The sequence below is a fragment of the Bacillus sp. S2(2019) genome (assembly GCF_005144805.1).
Taxonomy (GTDB): Bacteria; Bacillota; Bacilli; order Bacillales; family Bacillaceae; genus Bacillus; species Bacillus altitudinis.
This window is the reverse complement of sequence record NZ_SWFL01000004.1, coordinates 267,070-289,975: the sequence shown is the minus strand read 5'-3', so window position 1 is coordinate 289,975 and position 22,906 is coordinate 267,070. Positions and strand designations below refer to the sequence as shown.

Here is a 22,906-nt window from a genome sequence, read left to right as displayed (position 1 = left end):
CCCCTTTGTTGTTTAGCGTGCTGTGAAGGCGTCTTCGATAATCCCTAGTCCTTCTTGCAGCAGCTCATCTGTGATGACAAGTGGTGTTAAAAAGCGAATAATATTCCCATTGATCCCTGCCGTTAATAAGAGTAGTCCGTGCTTGTTTGCATAGGCTGCAATCGCTGCGGCTGTCTTCTTATCTGGTGTACGCGTTGTTTGATCTTCCACAATTTCAATGGCCGCCATTGCCCCTAATCGCCGGACTTCCCCGATGAATGAGTACTTACTTCTCCACTCATTCGCTTTGTCCTCAATGACTTGTCCAATGTGTTCAGATCGTTCATTCAGTTGTTCTGTTTCAATAATATCAAGTACAGCCAAAGCTGCCACACAGCCTAATGGACTGCCAGCATACGTCCCTCCTAGCTCCCCTGGGTCCGCTGCATCCAGCAATTCTTTTCTGCCAACAACACCGCTCAGCGGCAGGCCAGCTGCAAGTGATTTTGACACAGTGATTAAGTCTGGCACCACATCGTAGTGTTCAATCGCAAAGTATTTCCCTGTTCTTGCGAATCCTGTTTGGATTTCATCTGCCACGAATACGATTCCATGCTGCTGACAGAATGAAGCGACGTGCTGGACAAAACGCTTCGATGGTACAATGAATCCGCCCTCCCCTTGGACTGGCTCCATCACCACACAAGCGACTGTTTCTGGTGCAACGGTTGCGACAAAGAATTGATTGAACTGATCGATGATGTATTCGTCGTAAGCTGCATCGCTTAATCCTTCAGGTTTTTGATAGTAATAAGGATACGGCGCTTGATACACCTCTGATGCAAATGGTCCGAATCCAAATTTATAAGGCTTGACCTTACTTGTCATGCTCATCGTCATATTCGTTCTTCCGTGGAACCCTCGTGTAAAAGAAACAACCGCTTGTCTTTTCGTATATTTACGGGCAATTTTCACTGCGTTTTCAACCGCTTCTGCACCTGAATTTAAGAAAATGGCTTTTTTGTCGTGGTCGCCTGGTGTGAGGTGGCATAACTTTTCTGCCAATTCGATATAGGATTCGTACATCATGACATTAAATCCTGGGTGAATCAGGCTGTCTGCCTGTGCTTTGACTGCTTCCACAACCTTTGGATGGGAGTGTCCTACATTTAATGTACCGATGGCGCCTGCAAAATCGATAAAACGATTGCCATCAATATCGAAAAGCTCGGCTCCCTTCCCTTTCGCTGCAAGATGACGGTTGCCATTACTTACGCCTCTTGCGACGTATTGATCTCTTTTCCCCTGCCATTCCTCTGTTGAAAAACGGTTTGTTGTCGTTTGACTCATTGTCATCCATCCCCTTTATGTCTTTTTTATTATTCTGAATATTTTTTGGTATGATAGAAAGTACCAATATCATTTTTTCATGGTACCAGAGAGGATGGAATGACGAGATGCTGACAATTCAACTAGATCAAACAGGGGAAAACGGATTTATTTATCATCAAATTTATACAAAAATTAAAGAGGAAATTTTAAACCGCAACCTGCAACCGCACGATCAATTACCGTCTAAACGAGAGTTAGCAGATACCTTAAATGTCAGCGTCAATTCAGTAAATGGCGCCTATCAGCAGCTGCTTGCCGAAGGATATTTATATTCAGTTGAACGGAAAGGTTTTTTTGTGGAATCACTTGAAACATTTCATGAATCAGGTCAACTGAAACCCTCTTCCCTTCCAGCGGATTTAAAAGAGAATTCGATTGAGCGAGATGACTGGTATTCCTTTTCACATATTTCTGTTGATACAGCCAATTTTCCTTTTAAAAGCTGGCTGAAAAGTGAGCAAAAAGCGATTCATCTCCACCAAGAAGCCTTTGGTGAGCTGCCGCACCCACAAGGCGTCTATGAGCTGAGGGAAACGATTGCCCGGCTGATTGGACTTGCACGAGGGGTCAAATGCTACCCTGAGCAGCTTATTTTAAGTGCGGGTACACAGTCGCTCATTCATTCGTTATCAAGCATTCTTCCAGCTGATCAAATATACGGATTAGAGAACCCCGGCTATCGCAGACTGTATCAAATGCTGAAAAACAATCATCACCGGATTGAAACGATTGGCATTGATCAAAAAGGGGTGCGGATGAGCGATATTCAGAAGAAAGAGCCAAATGTCTTGATCATTACGCCTTCTCATCAGTTCCCAACAGGGGTGATCATGCCGATTTCTAGGCGGATACAGCTATTAAACTGGGCAGCTGATCAGCCAGATCGCTATATCATTGAGGACGATTATGACAGTGAATTTAAGTACGGCACAGACAGCATACCGGCGCTGCAGAGCCTTGACCGCTATGACAAAGTCATTTATATGGGGACCTTTTCGAAATCATTGCTGCCCGGCTTGAGGATCAGCTACATGGTGCTACCGCAACATTTATTAAGACGCTATAAGGAAGAACAGCACTTTTTTATTCAAACGGCCAATCTTTTTACACAATACACCCTTCTTTATTTTATAAAAGATGGCGCCTATCAGCGGCATATTAAAAGAATGAATGGGCTATATGAGGAAAAACGAAAACAGCTCATTGGAGAACTCGACACTGTCTTTCGTGACAACGTACGAATTATCGGGGAAAATGCAGGGCTGCATTTTATCGCAGAATTTCGCTCAGATCGTACGCAGCATGAGATTTTACAACGTGCCAAAGAGCGAAAGCTGAAAATGTACGGGATGGACCGTTTTACCCTTGATGAGCATGTGCCTGGTCACAAAGAAGGCTTTGTCCCGCTCGTCCTCGGCTTTTCGCACATGCGGCCAGAGGATATTAAGCCAGCGGTGAAACGCCTGTATGACTCGATTTATGGGAAATGAAACAGCTCATGTAGATGAATCGTGGCGCTCCTTTGACGGGACTAAACCGACAGAGGAGTGTTACGATCACATTCTTTCATAAACGTAATAGTTGATGTGAATATTTTTTTCTAGCAATTTCACGAGTGTTTGAAGGCTTTTTAAGTTGGTTGGCAGTAACGCAATACCATCTCCCTGTTCAACGATTTTGATCATTCCTTCAAACGAATCTAACTCAAATAGGGTTCGATCACCCAGCATACGTCTGGCCTCATGTCTTAATGGGCAAAGCTGATCACGATTCACGACCAATGAGATATCATCATCGTATATTTCTTTAGATTTTCCATATACGTTCAATGCCAAGCTCTTTACCTCTTTTAATTGATATTCCGGTTTTTCCATTTGATTAAAAGAAATAATTTGATCATACACATCCTCTGTTAACTTTTTGTTGATCGTACTTGATGAAGCAATGATAAAATCAGTGGCTTGAATATCCTCTAAAACTCGTTGCTCGTACAAAACGTTAAATAGAAGCTCAGAACATAAAACGGTCTTCTTCTTTGAAGTCAATTTTTGTTGAATGTCCCTCGTTTCTTTTACGATTTTTTGAGCGTATTGATAAAATAAATCCCCCTGTCCTGTTGAACTGATTCCATGATGATGCCGGATAAAAAATGATGCATCATATAAAGTTTCAAGCGCTTTGATTCTTTGAGAAATATTGGATTGCGCATACCCTAAAGCTTTAGCCGCTTGATTAATCGATTCTTTTTGATACACCTCTATAAAAATAATCAAATCATTTATATTCATCATGATCACCTATCACTTTTTGTGATAACAATAACACAAATATGTATTATTCAACTGGTTTGAAGTCGATTATGATGGCTATTGAAAGGGAGTGTTTCTATGCATGCCATGCAATATCATGTGGATCTGCCTGCGGATTATGATATGAATATCATTAGAAAAAGAGTACGAAACAATGGATGGAAAACAGATGGATATCAGGATTTATTATTTAAAGCTTATTTGATCACTGAAAAAGACAAACATAGGAGTTTACACAATGGCTATTGCCCATTGTATATTTGGAAACAATCTGAGGGCATGACGGATTTTGTGTTTAAGGGGTCATTTGATCATATTTTACGTTCTTTTGGCTGGAAACAAATCAATATTGGTATCACGTATTCCGTTCATTTAACAGATGATTTTCATCGTAGCACATTCGTTCTTGAAGAGTATGTGACGATTCATCCTACTGATTGCCTGGAAAACCTAGATATCGCCCATCTCTTTTCCCATTTTAACGACAATAAGGGGGAAGTCATCGTATATAACCCCGATAAATGGAAATGCGTCAAATATTCTTTTCTAGACTCATTGCCAGTGAATATAGAGAAGCAAATTCATACTTATGAGATTATCCATCTGTCTATGGATCATTCTATGGCCTAATTCCGTTTTACACGAGACGCATCACAAATCCCCAAGGTTACAATGCCTTGGGGATTTGTCATTTGTTGATGCAAGACTCTCTTACCACCGCTCCTTGTCTACAGCTAATACGGATGACAAGAGGCCTGGAAAAGCGGTATCAATGTCGTCATTTCTGAGAGAGTAGTAACGGTGCTTCCCGTCAATTCTCACTTTCACGATGCCTGCTTCTCTTAGTACTTTAAAGTGATGCGACAGCGTGGACTTGGCAATGTTCATATCATACGTACCGCATGTTCTCTCACCCGCTTCTGCTAAGCAGCGGACAATTTCCAGCCGAACAGGGTCAGCCAATGCTTGCAGCACAGAAATGAGTCTCATGTTTTCTTGGGTTGGATGATTTGGATTATTCATACGATAAATGTATCGTATTTTGTTCTAACATACAATCTCGTTACTCGTCTATGACAAAAAAGACAAAGGGCTAAAATCAAGTTCATTTTAGCCCTTTGTCAACAATCGGATACATGTCATTGAGACATGTATTTTTTTAAGTTCATTTTCTTGTCATGTGTCATTGGTTTTGTTATCATAGCAAAAGTGACCACTCGGTTTCCATTGTGACCATATGGTTTTGCCGATTCGGAAAGGACTTATGAAGATGAACGAAAAGCAAGAAGAGATTTTGCGGGTATCGAAGAAATTATTTTCTCAAAAAGGCTATATGAGTGTCTCTATGCAGTCAATTGCTGATGCCTGTAAAATATCAAAAGCGTCAATTTATAAACTGTTTGATTCAAAGGAAGCTCTTCTATTGGAACTGATTAAATACAATCAGCGCAAAATGAGAGAGATTTCTCAGATCATTCATTCCGAAACGACGCTGTCCAAAAAGGAAAAATTCACAAAAAAGATTAAGCTTGAGCTTGAAGAGTTTAAAGAGAATCATAAATTTTTGAATATGCTGTCCTTTGAAGCTTTTTCACAGCATTCGCCCATCGTCATTAAGCATTTACGTGAGACACGCTCCATTATCATGCAGCGACACAGAGACATCATTTTAAGCACATATGGTGAATCTGTTGCGCCTTATGTGTGGGATCTTGTGATTGTCCTCAACGGATTAATGAGAGAATTCATCTTGATGTTGGCGATTGAGCACAAGAACATCCAATTAGAAAATGCCGCCGAAATGATCATCGGTGTAATGGACCGTGTATCAATAAAGCCTTGCTCCATTGAGCCTGTGCTAACAGATCAGCTGATGGACTCTTATTTGCTTTCCACACAGGAAGAATATGATGAAGAAAAGCTTGTCATCTCGTACTTAACAAAGATGAAACAAGAGCTTCACACACTAGCAAACGGAGAAGAAAAGGACGATCTCCTCTCTGCGTTTGAACTGCTGAGTCAAGAACTGTCAAAGGACCAACCGAGAACCTTTTTAATTAGCTCATTGCTTGATTATTTAGGCAAACACAGCGTTTTATCTCAAAACGTGTCACAGCTGAAAAGCATTATTTTATAGATAAAGAAGGGATAATATGAACCAATCAACAACATCGTATAACCGGTCTGTGATTGTTGGGATTTTCCTCGTTGGGGCGTTCGTTGCGATCTTAAACCAAACGCTTCTCATTCCAGCGATCCCGCATATCATGGAAGAATTCAATATCGATGTCAGTAAAGGCCAATGGCTGACCACAGCCTTTATGCTGACAAACGGGATTCTCATCCCAATTACGGCCTTTTTAATTGAGAAATTTTCAAGCCGTTCTTTAGTCTTAACGGCTCTTAGCATTTTTACAGCAGGTACCATTCTTGCTTCGTTCGCCACGAATTTCCCGGTGCTACTTGCAGCACGTATCGTGCAGGCAGCTGGCGCAGGGATTTTAATGCCGCTCATGCAAACGATCTTTTTAACCATTTTCCCAAAAGAAAAACGCGGGCAAGCCATGGGTATGGTCGGACTAGTGATTTCATTCGCACCGGCGCTTGGACCAACACTTGGCGGCTGGATTGTCGATTCCTTTAGCTGGAAGTTCTTATTCTATATTGTTCTACCAATCGGTATTATTGATCTCATTCTTGCTTTCTTCTTAATGAAAAATGTCACACAGCAAAGAGACACTCGTATCGATGTCTTATCGGTGATCCTGTCTTCCTTCGGATTTGGTGGACTGCTGTACGGATTTTCAAGTGTCGGAACGTATGGTTGGACGAGTGCGACCGTTCTGATTTCACTCATTGTCGGCGCTGTGAGCTTGTTCTTCTTTATCCTGCGTCAGTCGAATTTGAAAAGACCGATGCTTGAGTTTGGCGTCTTTAAGTTTGCGATCTTTAGCTTAACGACCTTCCTCGGTATGCTCGTCTTTGCTTTACTGATTGGAACAGAGACGATTCTGCCGCTCTATACGCAGAATGTCAGAGGATTATCTGCCCTTGATACAGGGCTGATCTTATTGCCAGGGGCTCTCTTTATGGGATTCCTATCACCGATTATCGGACGAATTTTTGACAAAGTAGGCGGTAAAGGGCTGGCTCTAGGCGGGTTTACGATATTAGCTGTCACTTCCCTGCCATTTATGATGCTCAGCCTTGATTCATCGATTACCCTCATTACAGTGGCCTACACGCTTCGCTTAATCGGGGTTGGGATGATCATGATGCCGCTGACAACAGCCGGTATTAACTCGTTACCACCGCATTTGATTCCGCACGGGACAGCAATGAATAATACAATGAGACAAATGGGCGGCTCTATCGGGACGGCTGTGCTTGTCTCCATTATGAGCAGCTCTGCTGCCAATGCAGCATTATCCGCTCCAATGAAGTCAGCCGTTCATGGCATGAATACGTCATTTATCGTGTCTGGTGCTATTGCGGTCATTGGACTCGTCCTTTCATTCTTCTTAAAAGAAAAACGTAAAAACAAAGTGATGAAGCAGGAGTTATCTTCTTCGTCCTCTTCTTCATAAAGACAAAGAGCTCGGCATATCGCCGGCTCTTTTTTCATATATTTACACACATCGTCCTCTCAGAAAACACATTTGTTCATATAGAGAAGAAAAACCTTGATAATTTGAAGAAAAGAGTTGATAATAGAAACTATTCAATTTGTGAGAAAATTTTTACTATAGGAGATGTATGCATTGAAGGTCGTTAAATTTGGTGGCAGTTCTCTTGCTTCTGGCAAGCAACTGCAAAAGGTATTTGACATTGTCACAGCAGATCCAGCTCGAAAAGCAGTCGTTGTTTCCGCACCAGGAAAACGGCATTCAACGGATACGAAGGTCACCGATCTATTAATTAGTTGCGGTGAACAATATTTACGTTTAGGTGAAGCACACGATTTACAAGAAGCTGTCATCCAGCGATATGCCTCGATTGCGGATGAGCTGGGGTTAGGCCATGACATTATTGACACCATCCGGCAAGATGTAAACACGTTATTACAGGCTGATTCTTCTCATCCTGAGCGTTATCTTGATGCGATTAAAGCAAGCGGTGAAGATAATAACGCAAAGCTGATTGCAGCCTACTTTCAGCATCAAGGCGTCGAAGCCCACTATGTGAATCCAAAAGAAGCCGGTCTATTTGTCAGCGACGAGCCTGGTCAAGCGCAAGTCCTTCCAGAATCGTATGATCATTTATACAAATTAAGAAAACGCTCTGGCATCATTGTGTTCCCTGGCTTTTTCGGTTTTAGTCTAGCGGGTGATATCGTCACTTTTTCCCGCAGTGGATCAGACATTACCGGTTCCATTTTGGCAAATGGACTGAAGGCAGATGTGTATGAAAACTTTACGGATGTGGATGCAGTCTACGCCGTCAATCCAACGATCGTTCATGAACCAAAGGAAATCACAGAGCTGACATATCGTGAAATGCGTGAATTGTCCTATGCGGGTTTTTCTGTATTTCATGATGAGGCACTTATTCCAGCCTTTCGGGCAGGCATTCCTGTTCAGATTAAGAACACCAATAATCCAACGGCCAAAGGTACGAAAATTGTAAATCAACGGGATCATACGAATGGCCCTGTTGTGGGAATCGCATCAGACAATGGATTTTGCAGTATTTATATCTCCAAGTATTTGATGAACCGAGAAGTGGGCTTTGGACGTAAAGTGTTGCAAACGTTAGAGGAATATGGACTTACGTATGAACACGTGCCTTCTGGCATTGATGATATGACCATTATTTTAAGACAGGATCAGCTGGAGGAGCAGCAGATTGAACAAGAGCTTTTAGACCGATTAAAGCTTGTACTTGATGCAGATGAAGTGGTTCTAGAGCGGAACCTCTCGCTTATTATGGTCGTAGGAGAAGCGATGCGTCATAATGTTGGTACAACAGCAAGAGCGGCAAAAGCGCTGTCAAAAGCCAAAGTGAATATTGAAATGATCAACCAAGGCTCTTCAGAGGTGAGCATGATGTTTGGCGTCAAAGCGGCTCAAGAAAAAGAAGCCGTTCAAGCCTTATATGAGGAATTTTTCTCTATGTCCACGGTGCCTGTCTCCATTTAATCAGCAGACTGTCAGATCTCCGGATCGGCAGTCTTTTTGATCTCGCACGATTTGCGCATTAAAGTATATCTATTTCTCGTTTGATTTTGTATGATAGAGACAAATCAACTATTGTTCCGGCCATTGATCGGAGCTACAAGGAGTCCTAATCCATGCCTCGTCAACAACTATTAAAACAGTTTCGCAATTTTCATGATGCTTCTACAAGTATTTTAAACATGATGAGTCAATTCATTCATGTGAATACACTGTTTATTGCTAAAAATGATCAAAACACCAATCAGATTGTGAAAGTGCTAAATCAAGACGAGCAGCTTCTTGAAGAAGGGGAAGAAAATCCTTACGAGAAGACATTTTGCAAGCTGGCGGTCGATCATCGCGATACGCTGTTGATCCCTGATATCCGCTTGGACGAGCGTTCAAAAAACTTAGACGTCACGAAACAGCTGCAAGGCGGATCATTTATTGGGGTTCCCATCGATTTTACTGATGGTACGAACTATGGAACCATTTGTGGACTTGATCTAAGGCCGCAGCAATTTACAGAAGAGCATGTTCATATGTTTGAAACGATGGCATCTTTGTTGAGTTACGTCTTAGAACTCGACCAGGCCAATCGGCAGATTCAGCAATTATCTGTACCGATCGTACCTGTTGTTGACGGTGTCGCCGTGCTCCCTCTTCTTGGTGATATCGAAGAGACACGTGCGCAGCATATTTTAGAAACCATTTTACAGGAAAGCTACAGGCTGTCGCTCTCTCATTTGGTCATTGATGTTTCAGGGACAAAACGACTCAATGAACAAAGCATTCAATACTTGGTCAGCTATGCGCAAACGTTAAGACTTTTAGGCATTTCAGCTGTTTTAACAGGAATAAAGCAAGACCTTGCGCTAAATGCGATTCAATCGAATATTTCATTTAAAGACATCACCATTCGTAAGGATTTACCGCAGGCACTTGCTCATATCGGCCTAACGTTTTCCAAAACAGAATAAGTGATGATACACCAAAAAGGGCTAAACCGAGTTTAGCCCTTTTCTTCTTTTCAGCGTGATAGAAAACCTTTGCAGCCCTAGGAAAGACGAGTACCGGCGCGGAGCGAATTTCACATTCGTGAGCACCGGCACGCAGGACTGACACCGAATGCGAGGGTTTGTCTACACGCTGAGGCTAAACGGAGTTTAGCCCTTTTCTTGTGGTAGCGGTAAACGAATGATAAATGTTGTTCCTTTATGTTTTTCGCTTTTTAAATCAATCTGTCCGTCATGCAAGTCCACAAGCTGCTTGACAATCGACAATCCAAGTCCGTATTCTCCATATGGTGTATTCGTTCTCGAAATATCCGCTTTATAAAAACGTTCCCAAATGTGTTTGACTTCTTCAGGTGCAATGCCGATTCCCGTGTCTTCTACTTCAATGATCGTTTCCCCATTCTCTTCTTTCCCTCTCAAAGAAATACGGCCGCCTTCTGTAAATTGAATGGCGTTCTTTGTGATGTTGACGAGAATTTGAATGAGCCGGTCATAATCTGCGTATACCTTTTGTTCAGGGTGAACCTCTACCATGAGCTGATTGTTTTTCTCTTCAGCCATTCGGCTCAGCTGCTCCTTAATCACTTCAAACGTATCAATGAGTGGATAGTGAAATTTTTGAAGAGTGATTTGATTCGACCTGATTTTCTCATAATCCATATTTTCATTGACGAGACGCAACATTCGTTTTGTTTCATCAGTGATGAGCGCATAGCATTTCTCTTTCTCTTCTGCCGGCACATCCGCAGTATTCAGCCATTCGACCAACCCTCGAATGGTCGTCAGCGGTGTTTTCAATTCGTGAGACACATCTGCGATGAATTGTCGCCTACGCTTTTCGAGCCGGTCAATTTCCTCTCTTGACCGTTGAAGACGATTGGCCATCATATTAAAATCCTCACCTAGTGTACCAATTTCATCAAGGTGTTTGTTTTCAAGATGAATGTTGTAGTCACCATGCGCAATTTTCTCAGTTGCCTCTCTCAGTTTTTTGATACGATTCACATGGAACTTCGACAGAAACAGACTGAGAATAAAGGTAATCGTCAATGCCACAAACACGATGATATATAAATACCGGTTCATTTGAGCAATCAGCTCTTCTGCTCCTTGAATAGGAGCTATGAGCACCACCCCGCCCTTCAGCTTTCCGTCTTCCATGACAGGAAGTGCCACAAGTGATGCTTCTTGATCAAGCCGGCGTGAATCACTTCGCTTGACAATAATTTCTTCTCCTTTTGCGAGCTTGGCCCACAAATCTTTTGTGAGTAACGCTTCATGCGGCGGCATCTCTTGCTGCTGAGATAGCACAGTCCCTTTTTCATCAAAGACGAAAAAACGGATTTGTCTCGTCGAAAGAATGTCTTCAAATGGACGCAAACGGAAGTTCATCTCGGCTTTCGACAATTGTTTAAAATTCTCCAAAATTTCATTCCCATACGAACTCATTTCGTCTACCCTATTTTGATAAGCAATATCTTTCACAAAATGAGACATCAAGGTGCTGATAATAATGATGGCAATGAGCAATAACCCAAGGTGACTAATCAGCAACTGGTAAAAATATTTAATCTTCATCGAACTTATACCCTACGCCCCATACCGTATACAGAAAGGGCTTAGGTCCGTCTCCGATTTTTTGGCGCAATCGTTTAATATGAACATCAACTGTTCGTTCATCACCATAAAATTGGTATCCCCAAATTTGCTCAAGCAATTGTTCTCGTGAAAATACTTGCCGAGGATGCTGTATAAAAAAGCACAGCAAATCGTATTCCTTTGGTGTTAAATTTTCGATCCGTTTCCCCTCTAGAAACACTTCTCTCGTTTTTTTATCTAACTGAAAATGTTCGGTCTCTAGCCGTTCACCCTCTTTCGCTCCTTCTTGAGTAGATGTTGTTTGAGCAAAACGTCGTTTCACTGCTTTGATTCTTGCCATTAAGGTGAGCGGACTAAAGGGTTTTGTCACATAATCATCTGCCCCAAGATCGAATCCCAGCACCTGATCAGATTCCGTTTCCTTTGCTGTCAGCATAATAATCGGAACATCACTGATCTGGCGTACTTTTTGACAAATGGTCAGACCATCCATTGAAGGAAGCATGACATCTAAGATGAGCAGATCCCAATCCTCCTCTTGCTTAAATCGATTCAATCCTTCTAATCCATCATGGACGAATTCCGCTTGAAATCCTTCTCGTTGAAAAAACATATCCGTCATTGTACAAACACTCTGGTTATCTTCAATCATTAATATTTTCATCATCAGCCTCCGCTGTTGCCTTTGTTTTTCTTTATGTAGCTTTATTTTACATGTTCCTTCTCAAATCTCAATTGGATTGATACGATTTCATGAACTTATCATGCTTTGGTCATCTTTTATTCATACTTTTTGATGGAGCTGGGTGTCGAGGTGAACCTCATTGATTTTTGTTATGAAAAAAAGCCCATCTTATTGATGAGCCCAAATTGTTGACAAAGGGCTAAAATGAACTTGATTTTAGCCCTTTGTCTTCTTTTCAGCGTGATAGAAAACCTTTGCAGTCTAGGAAGGACGAGTACTGGCGCGGAGCGAATTTGACATTCGTGAGCACCAGCACGCAGGACTGCGGGCGAATGCGAGGGTTTGTCTACACGCTGAGCTCATCTGATTGATGAGCCCTTTTCCTTGTCATGCCAGCAGTTGCAAGTAAGCAGCGTCATTCCCCTCTTCAACCGCCTGTAAAAGCTGCTTTGCCTGTGATGTGCTGGTGACGCTGCTTAACTTTTGTATGATGTCTTCTGTCGATAACGCACAGCCTGGTGCTCCCCGAGGAATATCGACTCGTTTGCTGATGGTGGTGCCGTCAGATAAGGTGAGCTTTACAATCGTAAATCGTCCTTTTGGCACTGCGTCTGGATGGGGCTCTATCGTTTGAACATACACTCTATTTACCCGCTTCATCCATACCCGCAGCTCTGGTGAAATGGTTTTTTTCGTAAAAGCATCCAGTGATAAAGGTTGTCCAAACACTGCTAGTGCGATGACATACTCGACACTAAATCGTCCCTCTTCTCCCGTCAAAGGTGTCCGCTCCGTAAGTGCGGCATCTCCGCCAGGCGGAAACATGACGTCGACCTGTACGATCTTCTCCTGTAAGGAAGAGTGTTCTTGTACTAATGACTCGATCGCATCGGCTGCATGATGCGCCGCTGAACAGAACGGATACACTTTAAACCATAGACCTGGCGACACGATACGCCACGCAGTGCCATAGTCCTCTAGCAGACGTCTTTCCGCCAGTTTCTGATCCCCATAGAGAGAAAAGAAGCCCAGCTCCCCATCTAGAAGCGATTCACTCCCGTCAAAACCTGAGCAAGCTAAACCCATGGACCATACGGCGGTTTGAGCGGCGAGTCCAGCTTGTAATGGTTTCATATCAGTCCCAAACTGCTTTCGCATTCCAGCTGATTGCGCACCAGCAAAGCCGATCGCTTTCGCCAGCTCTTTCTGTGAAACTTGTTTCAAATAACCAATCGCACAGACCGCTGCAATGGCTCCGAGCGTTCCGGTATTATGCCAGCCCCGCTCATAATGCGACTTGCCAATGGATTCACCTAGCCTTGCCATCACTTCGACGCCAGTAATGTAGGCTGCTAGAAATCGATCACCGTACGCCTCCCCGTTGGTCAGCTGGGAAAGCAAGGCCGGGATGATGACCGCACTTGGGTGTCCTCTCACATCAGAATGCACATCATCATAATCAAGGGCGTGAATCAGGTAGCCATTTAGCATGGCTGCGGATTGACGGCTGACCTTCTTCCCTTGTCCAATGACGGGAATTTGAGCCGCGCCGCCTTCTTGTTCCACGAGCGTCATGAGCTTCTGAATCCCTTCATCCTCTTTTGCAGCAAGCGCTGCTGCCGCAGCGTCTAACAGACCATTTCGAGCCATTTGAACGGCCTGTTGATCTTGCAGCGGATCAGCAGAGAGCACTGCCTCTGCGAGCTGTTTCGTTAGTTCCATGATCTTGACTCCAACGCCCGAACCGCAAGCTCGGCAAAGAAGGCAGCGGCAACAGGGAGTGCGTCTTCATTTAACGTAAAGGCAGGGTGATGCCACTCCTCGGTACCGCTCGTCCCCATCCATACGAAAAAGCCTGGAATGCGTTCTTGGTAAAGGGCAAAGTCTTCTCCGCCTGGTGACTGTTCTGCCTCCACTACTGCGAGATCAAGTGCTCCTGCCGTTTCTTCCACAACCTTTGTCAAACGCTCGTCATTCATCACAGAAGGCAAATACGGATGCCATTTCACATCTGCCTTTGCGCCAAACCCTTCTGCGATACCGCTCACGATTTGTTTCATGAGATCTGGAATCATCGCTCTCACTTCAGGTTCAAACGTCCGAACGGTCCCTTCCATTTCGACGCGATCAGGTATCACATTCCATGATGTGCCGCCTTGAATACGAGTGATGCTGACAACCGCATGATGCAAAGAACTAATGCGACGGCTGACAATTTGCTGTAGGGCGCTTGTGATCTGACCGCTGATGGCAATCGGATCAATTGTGTGATTTGGAATTCCAGCATGACCACCCGTTCCTTGAATGTCGATTTCAAAGCGATCGACACTCGCCATTAATGCTTTTTCTCTTATCCCGATGGTGCCAACTGGCAGGTTAGGTTTATTGTGCATACCAAATATCGCATCCACTCCATTTAAGACGCCCGCCTCTATGACGTGTTTCGCTCCTTGCGCCACTTCTTCAGCCGGCTGGAACAAAATGCGGACTGTTCCCTTGAGCTCATGTTTCCGTTCGTTTAATAGGACGGCCGCACCAAAAATCGAAGCGGTATGGAAATCATGACCACATGCATGCATTTTCCCCTGTATCTTTGAAGAAAATGGTTCGCCAGATGCTTCTTCAATTGGAAGTGCGTCAATATCGGCTCTCAGAGCAATCGTTGGTCCCTCTTGTTCTCCTTTGATTTCACAAACGACTCCTGTTTGAAGATCTGGGAAATTGAGTACTGTGATCCCTTCCTCTTGTAACCAGCCTCGTAGTTTTTTTGTCGTTTCATACTCTTCAAATGCCAGCTCTGGATGCTCATGAAGCGCTCGGCGCATGTTAATTAAACGTTTGTTTAAAGCTTCATTTCCTAATGATTTCACTGATACTCACCCCTCTAAAGAGTAAAAAGCAGCTTATGCTTCTTCAGCCGCTGCTTCTTTTTGGATAAATCGTTTTGTTCGTTCATTCTTCGTTTCGTCAAATAGTTCGGTTGGCGTCCCTTGCTCGATGATATGACCATCTGCCATAAAAATGACATGATCTGCTACTTCTCTTGCAAACGCCATTTCATGTGTCACGATGATCATCGTTGTTTCTTGAATGGCAATGGATTTAATGACTTGAAGCACACCTGAGACAAGTTCTGGATCTAGTGCTGACGTTGGTTCATCCAGCAAAATCGCATGTGGATCGACCGCTAACGCACGGGCAATCCCAATTCGCTGCTGCTGACCGCCGGATAGTGTAACCGGATAGCTGTCAGCTTTTTGTTCTAGCCCTACTTGTTTCAATAGCTTCATACCGATTTCATTTGCCTGCTGTTTTGTCATTTTTTTCGTCACAAGCAGTGACTCTGTAATGTTTTGCAGGGCTGTTTTGTTTTTGAATAAATTATAGTTTTGAAACACCATGGCCGTTTGCTGACGCAGGTGATGGGCTTCTTTACGTGTATATTTAGACGCATTCAGCTTCGCATCGCCAATTTCAATCGTACCTTCATCTGGCGTTTCTAATAGATTTAGACAGCGCAGCAATGTTGATTTACCGGAGCCAGAAGGTCCGATAATGGCCACAACCTGCCCTTTTTGCACGTCAAGATTAATTCCGTCTAAGACGACAAGGTCGCCGAATGATTTTTTCAAATTGGTGAGCTTGATCATGTCCACACCTCCTTAATTCCGGTAAGGTTTGCTGATTTTTCGTTCAAATAGGTCTTGCAGGAAACTATAAATGATGGTGAGCACCCAATACACAATGCCAACCGCTAAATACGTTTCAAAGTACTTATAGTTGGCCGATGCAATCATTTTCCCTTGCGCAAACATTTCTGCTACCCCAATGGTAAAGGCAAGCGATGTTTCTTTTAAAAGACCAATAAAGGTATTCCCCGTCGCTGGAATGGCATTTCTGACGGCCTGCGGGAAAATAATTCTGACGTAAGACTGCCATCTTGTCATGCCGACAGATAAACAGGCCTCAAGCTGCCCTTCATCCACTGAATTAAGAGCCGCTCTAAAAATTTCTGCTAAGTACGCTGAGTTTTTAATACTTAAACCGATAATGACCGCTGTTAAGGCATCCATTGAGGTCATCGCAGGGAATAGCTGCGGAAGACCAAAATAAATGAGAAAGAGCTGAACCAAAGTTGGAACCGCTCTGAAAAAAGAAATATACAGCTTGGCAAATTGGTATAAGACAGGTATCCGGTTTTTCGTTATAAGCGCGAATACCACACCAATGATAATGGCAAATACCATGGAGACAATCGCCATGAAGATCGTTATCGGCAAGTATTGAATCAAGGTTGGAAAAACCGTCACCATATACTGCCAATCAATGTGATTCATGTCTGCTTTTCACCGCCGCTGTTGTTATTTTTTAATTGGAACTGTGACATCGTCTTTGAAATATTTCTCAGACAATTTCTTCAGTGTTCCATCTTCTCTTAATTCTTTGATCGCTTTATTGAATTCTTCTCTTAGCTTGTCGTGCTTTTCATCTTTGGCAAATGGGTAGCCGACTTCTTCATATACGATTGGGTTGCCGACGATTTTGAGTGGAAGTCCTGTTTTTTCAATTTGAGCTAACAAGACACTGCGTCCGTTGACGTAAGCATCTACACGGCCATTTGCGACTTCATTTAAGACACCGTCTTGTGTTTCATATGTTTTGATGTTGATTTTCTTGTCTGGGTCTTTGCTCTCTAGGTTTTTGGCATGGTTTGAGCCAAGAACAGCCGCCACCGTTTTTCCTTTTAAGTCATCAAGTCCTTTAATGTCCTTATTGTCCTTCTTGACAATGATTTGTGTTCCTGCGTATGCATACGTATCTGTAAAGTTGAACGTTTGTTTACGCTCATCTGTAATCGCAACTTGGTTTGATACGGTATCCAGCTTACCAGATGTCAGCTGGCCCATCAGTCCGCTGAATTCACTCAGCTGCCAGTCTAGTTTGTAGCCTAGCTTTTTCGCAATGGCTTCTGTGACCTCGACATCAAATCCTACTAGTTTGCCGTTTTCTTTATAAGCAAATGGATAGCTTTGGCCTGTAGCGCCCACTTTAAGCACTTTCTCATCTTTTCCTTCACTCTGATTGCCCCCGCCGCATGCCGCTAACACCGCAAGCATTGCCGCAAATAAAACAACTAGCCACTTTTTGTTTTTCATGTTCGTACACCCTTCTTTCCTCTTATGGTTGTGTAATATCTGATCGTAATTGTTTTTTAAAATAAATGGTGATATGGCCTTTGCCTAGATCCTTTTCACCTGCTCTGACATAGCCTTTACGCTCATACATGTCCATGAGCCACGGATGCTTATCAGCTGTCCCAAGAGAGACAAACGGTACCTTTAGTGTGTCCCTTAGCACTTCCGTTTCAACCCACTCAAGCAAGGCTGAGCCTGTGCCTTTTTTTGCCGCTGGTTCTGAAGCAAACCACCAAATATGCGGAACGCCGAATGGTCCTGGCTGTTCTCCCCACGGCATACGGAGTGATAAGGTGGAGAGAAGCTCTCCGTTTTCTTCCATTACATAGCAAAGGTTCTTTTGTACATTTTTCTGAACGAGGGCGATATCTGCATGTGCTGCTTGGAACTGGATGCCGAGCTCACGAATCGGTTCATAGGCTCTTGTTGTCAGTTCAAGCAGCGCTTCTATATCATCCTCAGTTGCCAGACGAAACGTATATCCCAACGTTAGTCACCTCACCTTTATGTCGTGTAGCGATTTTTTGGCTGTTTTAAGCCGAGATTTTCTCGTAAAGTTTGTCCTGTGTATTCTGTTTTGAACAGGCCTCTTTCCTGAAGGATCGGAACGACGCAGTCTACGAAGGCATCAAGTCCTTCTGGCAATAATGGCGGCATCACGTTAAAACCGTCGGCTGCTTCCTCAACGAGCCATGTCTCCATCACATCTGCTAGCTGCTCTGGTGTTCCAATGAAGATATGGTGCCCACGGGACCCTGCAACAGATTGGTAGAGCTGGCGAATGGTCAGGTTGTCCTTTCTCGCCATATTCATCACAAGGTCAAAGCGGCTTTTCACGGCATTTGACGCGCTTGGATCAATCTCTGGAAGTGGTCCGTCTAGTGGATACTGGGAAAGATCAATACCCCCTAAGTAGTTTTGTAAAATGCTAAGGCCGATTTCTGGAACAATCAGCTCTTGTAATTCTTCATACTTCGCTTTTGCTTCTTCGACAGTATCGGCAATGATTGGGAAGATGCCCGGCATGATGCTGACATCCTCTCTAGCTCGTCCAGCAGCCTCTACTTTTCCCTTCAAGCTTTGGTAAAATTCCTTCGCTTTGTCGAGATCGTTTTGTGCCGTAAAAATAAGCTCAGCCGTTTTAGCCGCAAGCTTTTGACCATCTTCAGAAGACCCTGCTTGGATGATCACTGGCTGTCCTTGAGGGGTGCGTGATACGTTAAGCGGACCCCGTACGGAGAAGAATTCACCTTTGTGCTGAAGCTCATGAAGCTTACTAGACTCAAAGAATTCTCCTGTTTCTTGGTTTCTGATAAGTGCGTCCTCTTCCCAAGAATCCCACAGACCTTTGACAACATCGACGAATTCTTCAGCTCGTTCGTATCGTTTGTGGTGCGCTAAGTGCTCTTCTCCGCTAAAATTTTTCGCTGTTTCTTCAATAGAAGATGTGACCACATTCCATGCTGCTCGTCCGCCTGATAAATGATCGAGTGAGGCAAACTGTCTCGCAATATGGAATGGCTCACTGTATGTAGTTGATGCTGTTGCTGCTAAACCAATTGTTGAGGTAGACTCTGCAATCGAAGAAAGCAGGGTGAGCGGTTCAAATCTCGTTAATACATTTGGATGAGATGTATGATTAATTGATAAGCTGTCGGCTAAAAAGAGCAAATCCAGCTTCCCTTCCTCGGCCTTTTTCGCTAATTGTTTAAAGTAATCAAGATTCATGGCTGCGTCTGGTACTGCTTTCGGATGTCTCCAAGAGGCGACATGATGTCCAGTTCCTGCGATGAATACGCCTAGCTTGAGCTTCCGTTTCGGCTGTGACACTTGTTCTTCATCCTTTCTATATCTTCCTGTATCAAGCAGTTCTTTTTACAAGATACATTTTTCTGATTGAATTAATCGGTTTTATCCATAAAAAAAGGGCAAATGTTGTGAAAAATGAAAAATAATTATTACTATATGCCCTTTTTACATGATTGTCAACCGCCTTCTGAACCTCCAAAAAAAGGGATTTACAGGCGTTTACGGCGGATCAATTTCAATATTTCCGATGAGCCGGTCCGTAGAGTGTGTCATCAGTTGACTGCGCTCCAGTACGTTATGGGCAATCACCGAATGAGTGGAAGATATGGTGCGGACGGCAATCGCTTTTTGAGGAGACAGATTAATGATGTTATTCCGCAGCACACGTGCTGAGACAACCTCATCAAGAAAAACGGCTGTCGGCTGTCCGATTGAACGATTTAAATAAAAGCGGTTATCACCAATTTGGGGTGAGCCATTTTTAATATACATCACCACATATAAGGACGTTTCTTCAAAGGAATTGTCTTTAATCTCTAAAGGAGCGGTCGAATTGCTGTAGACAGCGTAGTTTTGATAATGCTTAAAACGATTCTGCCAAATGAAAGCCTTTGCATTTCCTGTCACGCTGATCGTATACGAAGATGCGAGCTGTGAATGTCCTTCTTGAATAAAGTGATTGCCGTTGATCCCCGCTTCTCCTTCCTGCACCCATATCCCTCGGCTGAATTCCTTGAATTGATTATGCTGAATTAAGATATTCGTTCCTCTGACCATCGCCGCATCGATGACAGAGTAGACGGTATTGTTTGAAAAGACAATGCTGTCTGATTGATAAATACGCAGCGATGTACTTCTAAGCCGTGTGTTTGTCCCTGACTCAATATGGTTTCCTTCTATTAAAATACGATTGGCCATATAGACAGACACAGCCGCATCTTCAAAAAGACTGATTTTATTACCTGTGATGTGCACGCTGTCTCCCCTCACATCAATACCCTTTTCAAACCCTTCAATCATATTGCCAATAATGATCACATTGTTTTCCGATTGATCAAGCGGCACACCTAAGCTCGTAATCCCTGCTTTTGTCACGCCCCCTCTCACTGCACGAATCAAATTATTCGCAATGATCATTTCAGTGGCGAAGCCATAGGAGATACTGCTGTCCGTTTGATTGCCTTCAATGATCACACCATAGCCGTTGAAATTATAGATAGAGCTGGCTGCGCCGCCTCTGACTATGTTGTTTCGAATTTGAATATTCAGCGGTTCCTCCAAGTTGGTCGCATTTTCTCCGTATCCTTCAATATCAATGCCCATTTTTGGCTCGACCCCGTTTACCCCTGCCCTTTCAAGCAAACAGTCTTCCACAATGACACCATCACAGCCTGTAATAGAAATATTGTTTCGCCTTGAGTCAGTGATGGTGCAGCCAGAAATATGAATTGACGAAGCAGGCGAGTACGATTCGATATGGGTCAATAAACCGTGCGGACTGACAATGATGCCGTCTCCCGTACAATTGTTGATTTGAACACGATCGATATTCACATGGGAAGCACCTTCAATACACACCCCGAAGCCCCATTCATGTGTTTTTCTTTCTGGCGGGAGCGCCTTGTACACATGCTCATCACGGTCGCCTTCAATCCGCCCGCCCCGAATGGTCACATGCTCTACCTCTCCTATATAAAAGGCTGCATATCCCCACGAATCATTTGGTTTCACTTTGATGACGGCATCTGATGCCATCTCAATACAAATATGACTTGGCACTCGTATGCCGGCATGACGAAAAGGAAAAAATTGATCCCCCCTGTACACCGCATCTATTAGATACGTTCCACTCGGCAACCAGACGTGGGAGTAGCCCTGTGCTTTTGTCCATTCCAGGCATTCGTTCAGTTTCGCTGTACAGTCCGTTTTCCCGTCAGCAATCACGCCAAAGTCTATTACATTGACAACGGGTTTCTTCAGATCAGATTTATTTACATCCCCCAATGAAAACCCCTCCTTTTTACACATGTCCTCTTGTCATCCTATGCATGTGGGAAAGGTTTGCTTGTACGATATTTCAAATTTTATATAAATTCTTCCGAAATAACTTTCCGATGATTTTTACTTGAGCGAATTTTTCATCTTTTTGAGTCTTTACGCCTATTGAACTAACATTTTCCTGTTTTAGAATAGTTTTATATTGACACAAGAACTATACAAGAATATCATTTTTCTCATATCTCTTTTTTTAAGAAAGGATCTATGCCATGTCTACAATTGACCACGATAAAATTGTTAAAAGTGTTCCTCAAAAAGGGTTTTTTGGACATCCTAAAGGGCTTTACACACTGTTTTTCACTGAATTTTGGGAGCGTTTTTCTTATTATGGCATGCGTGCACTGCTTATTTATTATATGTACACAGAGGTGACAAAAGGCGGTCTTGGCTTCGACCAGACAACCGCTAATTCGATCATGTCTGTCTATGGTGCGCTTGTCTACATGTCAGGCATTATTGGCGGATGGCTTGCCGACCGGGTATTTGGTTCGTCCAGTACGGTCTTTTATGGCGGGGTATTCATTATGCTTGGTCATGTCATTTTGGCACTGCCTAGCGGAGCAACAGCGCTCTTTATTAGTATGGGGCTGATTATTATTGGAACAGGTCTCCTAAAGCCGAACGTATCAAACATAGTCGGTGACCTGTATACAAAAACAGACCCCCGCAGGGATTCTGGATTCAGTATTTTCTATATGGGGATCAACATGGGTGGTTTTATCGCCCCATTAATTGTCGGAACACTCGGTCAAAAAGTGAATTTCCACCTTGGTTTCTCACTCGCTGCCGTTGGTATGCTTGTTGGACTGATTACGTTTGTCATCACGAAAAAGCCGAATCTTGGACTTGCCGGCACTTATGTCACAAATCCACTATCAGCTGCTGAACGCAAGAACTTCAAAATTTTCGGTACATTGATCGTGATTGTACTTGCTGTTTTTGCTGTCATCGGTATTCAAACAGGAGCGCTCACGATTAATCTATTCACTTGGTTTGTCAGTGTCCTTGGTGTGCTGATTCCAATTGTTTATTTTATTGTGATGTATTTTAGTAAAAAAACGAGTGCAGTGGAGCAGTCGAGGGTACTCGCTTATATTCCATTGTTCCTAGCTGCGGTGATGTTCTGGGCCATTCAAGAACAAGGCTCAAATATTTTAGCCACATATGCAGATCAGCGAACAAACTTGAATTTCCTTGGCATGACATTAGCCTCTTCTTGGTTCCAATCATTGAACCCAATCTTTATTGTGCTCCTGTCACCAGTATTTGCTTGGTTATGGGTCAGACTCGGTAAGAAACAGCCGTCTACCCCGATTAAATTCTCACTTGGCCTTCTGTTCGCAGGATTATCCTTTATCATCATGATCATTCCTGCCTACATGTCTGGACCACATACACTTGTAAGCCCACTATGGCTCGTTCTAAGCTTCTTCCTTGTCGTCATCGGAGAGCTTTGCTTATCACCAGTTGGGCTGTCAGCCACAACAAAACTGGCACCTGCTGCCTTCTCAGCGCAAACGATGAGCCTTTGGTTCCTTTCAAATGCAATGGCACAGGCCATCAATGCGCAAGTGGTCAAGCTATTTGATAAAGTGCCAGAAACCGTCTATTTCGGGATCATCGGCATGCTCGCCATCATTTTATGTGGCGCTATGCTCCTGCTTACACCGGTGATTAAGAAAGCGATGAAGGGCGTGCATTAAATTGA

Annotated in this window: 20 protein-coding genes; 7 read left to right on the top strand and 13 right to left on the bottom strand. The window is 43.4% G+C overall.

Annotation, left to right across the window (positions count from 1 at the left end):
• Positions 1-12 precede the first annotated feature (12 nt).
• Positions 13-1,329 carry a 4-aminobutyrate--2-oxoglutarate transaminase gene (gene gabT / locus FBF75_RS16035; protein ID WP_076822676.1) on the bottom strand — a complete coding sequence of 439 codons (1,317 nt, stop codon included), beginning with the start codon at positions 1,327-1,329 and terminating at the stop codon, positions 13-15.
• Between the two features lie 107 nt (positions 1,330-1,436).
• On the opposite strand from gabT, the gene gabR reads away from it, so the two are divergent.
• Complete coding sequence (gabR, locus tag FBF75_RS16030) at positions 1,437-2,861, top strand: MocR-like transcriptional regulator GabR (protein WP_136944926.1); 1,425 nt, start codon at positions 1,437-1,439, stop codon at positions 2,859-2,861.
• Between the two features lie 66 nt (positions 2,862-2,927).
• Here the strand turns inward: gabR and FBF75_RS16025 are convergent, their stop codons facing one another.
• Positions 2,928-3,659: a LysR family transcriptional regulator gene (locus FBF75_RS16025; RefSeq protein WP_136944925.1), complete on the bottom strand. Its 732-nt coding sequence runs from the start codon at positions 3,657-3,659 to the stop codon at positions 2,928-2,930.
• 99 nt (positions 3,660-3,758) lie between these two features.
• Here FBF75_RS16025 and FBF75_RS16020 point away from each other — a divergent pair, with 99 nt between their 5' ends.
• On the top strand, positions 3,759-4,310 hold the full coding sequence (locus FBF75_RS16020) for a DUF4865 family protein (protein WP_024720198.1): 552 nt from the start codon (positions 3,759-3,761) through the stop codon (positions 4,308-4,310).
• Between the two features lie 81 nt (positions 4,311-4,391).
• On the opposite strand, the gene FBF75_RS16015 is transcribed toward FBF75_RS16020, so the two are convergent.
• Positions 4,392-4,703, bottom strand: a complete 312-nt coding sequence (locus FBF75_RS16015; RefSeq protein ID WP_025206748.1) for an ArsR/SmtB family transcription factor — start codon at positions 4,701-4,703, stop codon at positions 4,392-4,394.
• A 247-nt stretch (positions 4,704-4,950) separates the two neighbouring features.
• On the opposite strand from FBF75_RS16015, the gene FBF75_RS16010 reads away from it, so the two are divergent.
• The 4 genes from FBF75_RS16010 (at position 4,951) to FBF75_RS15995 (ending at position 9,816) form a co-directional block, all read left to right on the top strand.
• Positions 4,951-5,817: a TetR/AcrR family transcriptional regulator gene (locus FBF75_RS16010; protein ID WP_231131664.1), complete on the top strand. Its 867-nt coding sequence runs from the start codon at positions 4,951-4,953 to the stop codon at positions 5,815-5,817.
• Between the two features lie 16 nt (positions 5,818-5,833).
• Positions 5,834-7,267: an MDR family MFS transporter gene (locus FBF75_RS16005; protein ID WP_136944924.1), complete on the top strand. Its 1,434-nt coding sequence runs from the start codon at positions 5,834-5,836 to the stop codon at positions 7,265-7,267.
• 174 nt (positions 7,268-7,441) lie between these two features.
• On the top strand, positions 7,442-8,818 hold the full coding sequence (locus FBF75_RS16000; RefSeq protein ID WP_046342650.1) for an aspartate kinase: 1,377 nt from the start codon (positions 7,442-7,444) through the stop codon (positions 8,816-8,818).
• Between the two features lie 152 nt (positions 8,819-8,970).
• On the top strand, positions 8,971-9,816 hold the full coding sequence (locus FBF75_RS15995; RefSeq protein ID WP_025206746.1) for a GAF domain-containing protein: 846 nt from the start codon (positions 8,971-8,973) through the stop codon (positions 9,814-9,816).
• 186 nt (positions 9,817-10,002) lie between these two features.
• Here the strand turns inward: FBF75_RS15995 and FBF75_RS15990 are convergent, their stop codons facing one another.
• The 10 genes from FBF75_RS15990 to FBF75_RS15945 form a co-directional block, all read right to left on the bottom strand.
• Positions 10,003-11,430, bottom strand: a complete 1,428-nt coding sequence (locus FBF75_RS15990; protein WP_007498154.1) for a sensor histidine kinase — start codon at positions 11,428-11,430, stop codon at positions 10,003-10,005.
• Positions 11,420-12,115, bottom strand: a complete 696-nt coding sequence (locus tag FBF75_RS15985) for a response regulator transcription factor (RefSeq protein WP_017358523.1) — start codon at positions 12,113-12,115, stop codon at positions 11,420-11,422. Before FBF75_RS15985 ends, FBF75_RS15990 begins: the two co-directional genes overlap by 11 nt.
• Before the next feature lie 408 nt (positions 12,116-12,523).
• Positions 12,524-13,858 (bottom strand): MmgE/PrpD family protein, encoded by a 1,335-nt coding sequence (locus FBF75_RS15980; protein ID WP_136944923.1) that lies wholly within the window; start codon positions 13,856-13,858, stop codon positions 12,524-12,526.
• Positions 13,849-15,006, bottom strand: coding sequence for an amidohydrolase (locus FBF75_RS15975; protein WP_136944922.1), 1,158 nt, complete (start codon positions 15,004-15,006; stop codon positions 13,849-13,851). Before FBF75_RS15975 ends, FBF75_RS15980 begins: the two co-directional genes overlap by 10 nt.
• Positions 15,007-15,039: 33 nt before the next feature.
• Positions 15,040-15,786 carry an amino acid ABC transporter ATP-binding protein gene (locus FBF75_RS15970; RefSeq protein WP_007498162.1) on the bottom strand — a complete coding sequence of 249 codons (747 nt, stop codon included), beginning with the start codon at positions 15,784-15,786 and terminating at the stop codon, positions 15,040-15,042.
• Between the two features lie 12 nt (positions 15,787-15,798).
• A complete protein-coding gene (locus tag FBF75_RS15965; protein WP_007498163.1) occupies positions 15,799-16,473 on the bottom strand; it encodes an amino acid ABC transporter permease in 675 nt (224 codons plus the stop codon).
• A 24-nt stretch (positions 16,474-16,497) separates the two neighbouring features.
• Complete coding sequence (locus tag FBF75_RS15960; protein WP_008347268.1) at positions 16,498-17,292, bottom strand: amino acid ABC transporter substrate-binding protein; 795 nt, start codon at positions 17,290-17,292, stop codon at positions 16,498-16,500.
• 22 nt (positions 17,293-17,314) lie between these two features.
• The gene (locus FBF75_RS15955) at positions 17,315-17,818 is read right to left on the bottom strand and encodes a GNAT family N-acetyltransferase (RefSeq protein ID WP_025206740.1); all 504 of its coding nucleotides are present in this window, start codon (positions 17,816-17,818) and stop codon (positions 17,315-17,317) included.
• 17 nt (positions 17,819-17,835) lie between these two features.
• Positions 17,836-19,161, bottom strand: a complete 1,326-nt coding sequence (locus FBF75_RS15950) for an LLM class flavin-dependent oxidoreductase (RefSeq protein ID WP_136944921.1) — start codon at positions 19,159-19,161, stop codon at positions 17,836-17,838.
• Positions 19,162-19,359: 198 nt separating this feature from the next.
• A complete protein-coding gene (locus FBF75_RS15945; protein ID WP_136944920.1) occupies positions 19,360-21,144 on the bottom strand; it encodes a right-handed parallel beta-helix repeat-containing protein in 1,785 nt (594 codons plus the stop codon).
• A 263-nt stretch (positions 21,145-21,407) separates the two neighbouring features.
• Between FBF75_RS15945 and FBF75_RS15940 the strand changes: the two genes are divergently transcribed.
• A complete protein-coding gene (locus tag FBF75_RS15940) occupies positions 21,408-22,901 on the top strand; it encodes a peptide MFS transporter (RefSeq protein ID WP_136944919.1) in 1,494 nt (497 codons plus the stop codon).
• The last annotated feature ends 5 nt before the right edge of the window (positions 22,902-22,906 follow it).

Coding starts and splice junctions, on each gene's coding strand:
- FBF75_RS15985 (WP_017358523.1), bottom strand. CDS start 12,115: ATGAAAATATTAATGATTGAAGATAACCAGAGTGTTTGTACAATGACG.
- FBF75_RS15995 (WP_025206746.1), top strand. CDS start 8,971: ATGCCTCGTCAACAACTATTAAAACAGTTTCGCAATTTTCATGATGCT.
- FBF75_RS16005 (WP_136944924.1), top strand. CDS start 5,834: ATGAACCAATCAACAACATCGTATAACCGGTCTGTGATTGTTGGGATT.
- FBF75_RS15970 (WP_007498162.1), bottom strand. CDS start 15,786: ATGATCAAGCTCACCAATTTGAAAAAATCATTCGGCGACCTTGTCGTC.
- FBF75_RS15980 (WP_136944923.1), bottom strand. CDS start 13,858: ATGGAACTAACGAAACAGCTCGCAGAGGCAGTGCTCTCTGCTGATCCG.
- FBF75_RS15960 (WP_008347268.1), bottom strand. CDS start 17,292: ATGAAAAACAAAAAGTGGCTAGTTGTTTTATTTGCGGCAATGCTTGCG.
- FBF75_RS16010 (WP_231131664.1), top strand. CDS start 4,951: ATGAACGAAAAGCAAGAAGAGATTTTGCGGGTATCGAAGAAATTATTT.
- FBF75_RS15990 (WP_007498154.1), bottom strand. CDS start 11,430: ATGAAGATTAAATATTTTTACCAGTTGCTGATTAGTCACCTTGGGTTA.
- FBF75_RS15965 (WP_007498163.1), bottom strand. CDS start 16,473: ATGAATCACATTGATTGGCAGTATATGGTGACGGTTTTTCCAACCTTG.
- gabT (WP_076822676.1), bottom strand. CDS start 1,329: ATGAGTCAAACGACAACAAACCGTTTTTCAACAGAGGAATGGCAGGGG.
- FBF75_RS15940 (WP_136944919.1), top strand. CDS start 21,408: ATGTCTACAATTGACCACGATAAAATTGTTAAAAGTGTTCCTCAAAAA.
- FBF75_RS16025 (WP_136944925.1), bottom strand. CDS start 3,659: ATGAATATAAATGATTTGATTATTTTTATAGAGGTGTATCAAAAAGAA.
- FBF75_RS16020 (WP_024720198.1), top strand. CDS start 3,759: ATGCATGCCATGCAATATCATGTGGATCTGCCTGCGGATTATGATATG.
- FBF75_RS16015 (WP_025206748.1), bottom strand. CDS start 4,703: ATGAATAATCCAAATCATCCAACCCAAGAAAACATGAGACTCATTTCT.
- gabR (WP_136944926.1), top strand. CDS start 1,437: ATGCTGACAATTCAACTAGATCAAACAGGGGAAAACGGATTTATTTAT.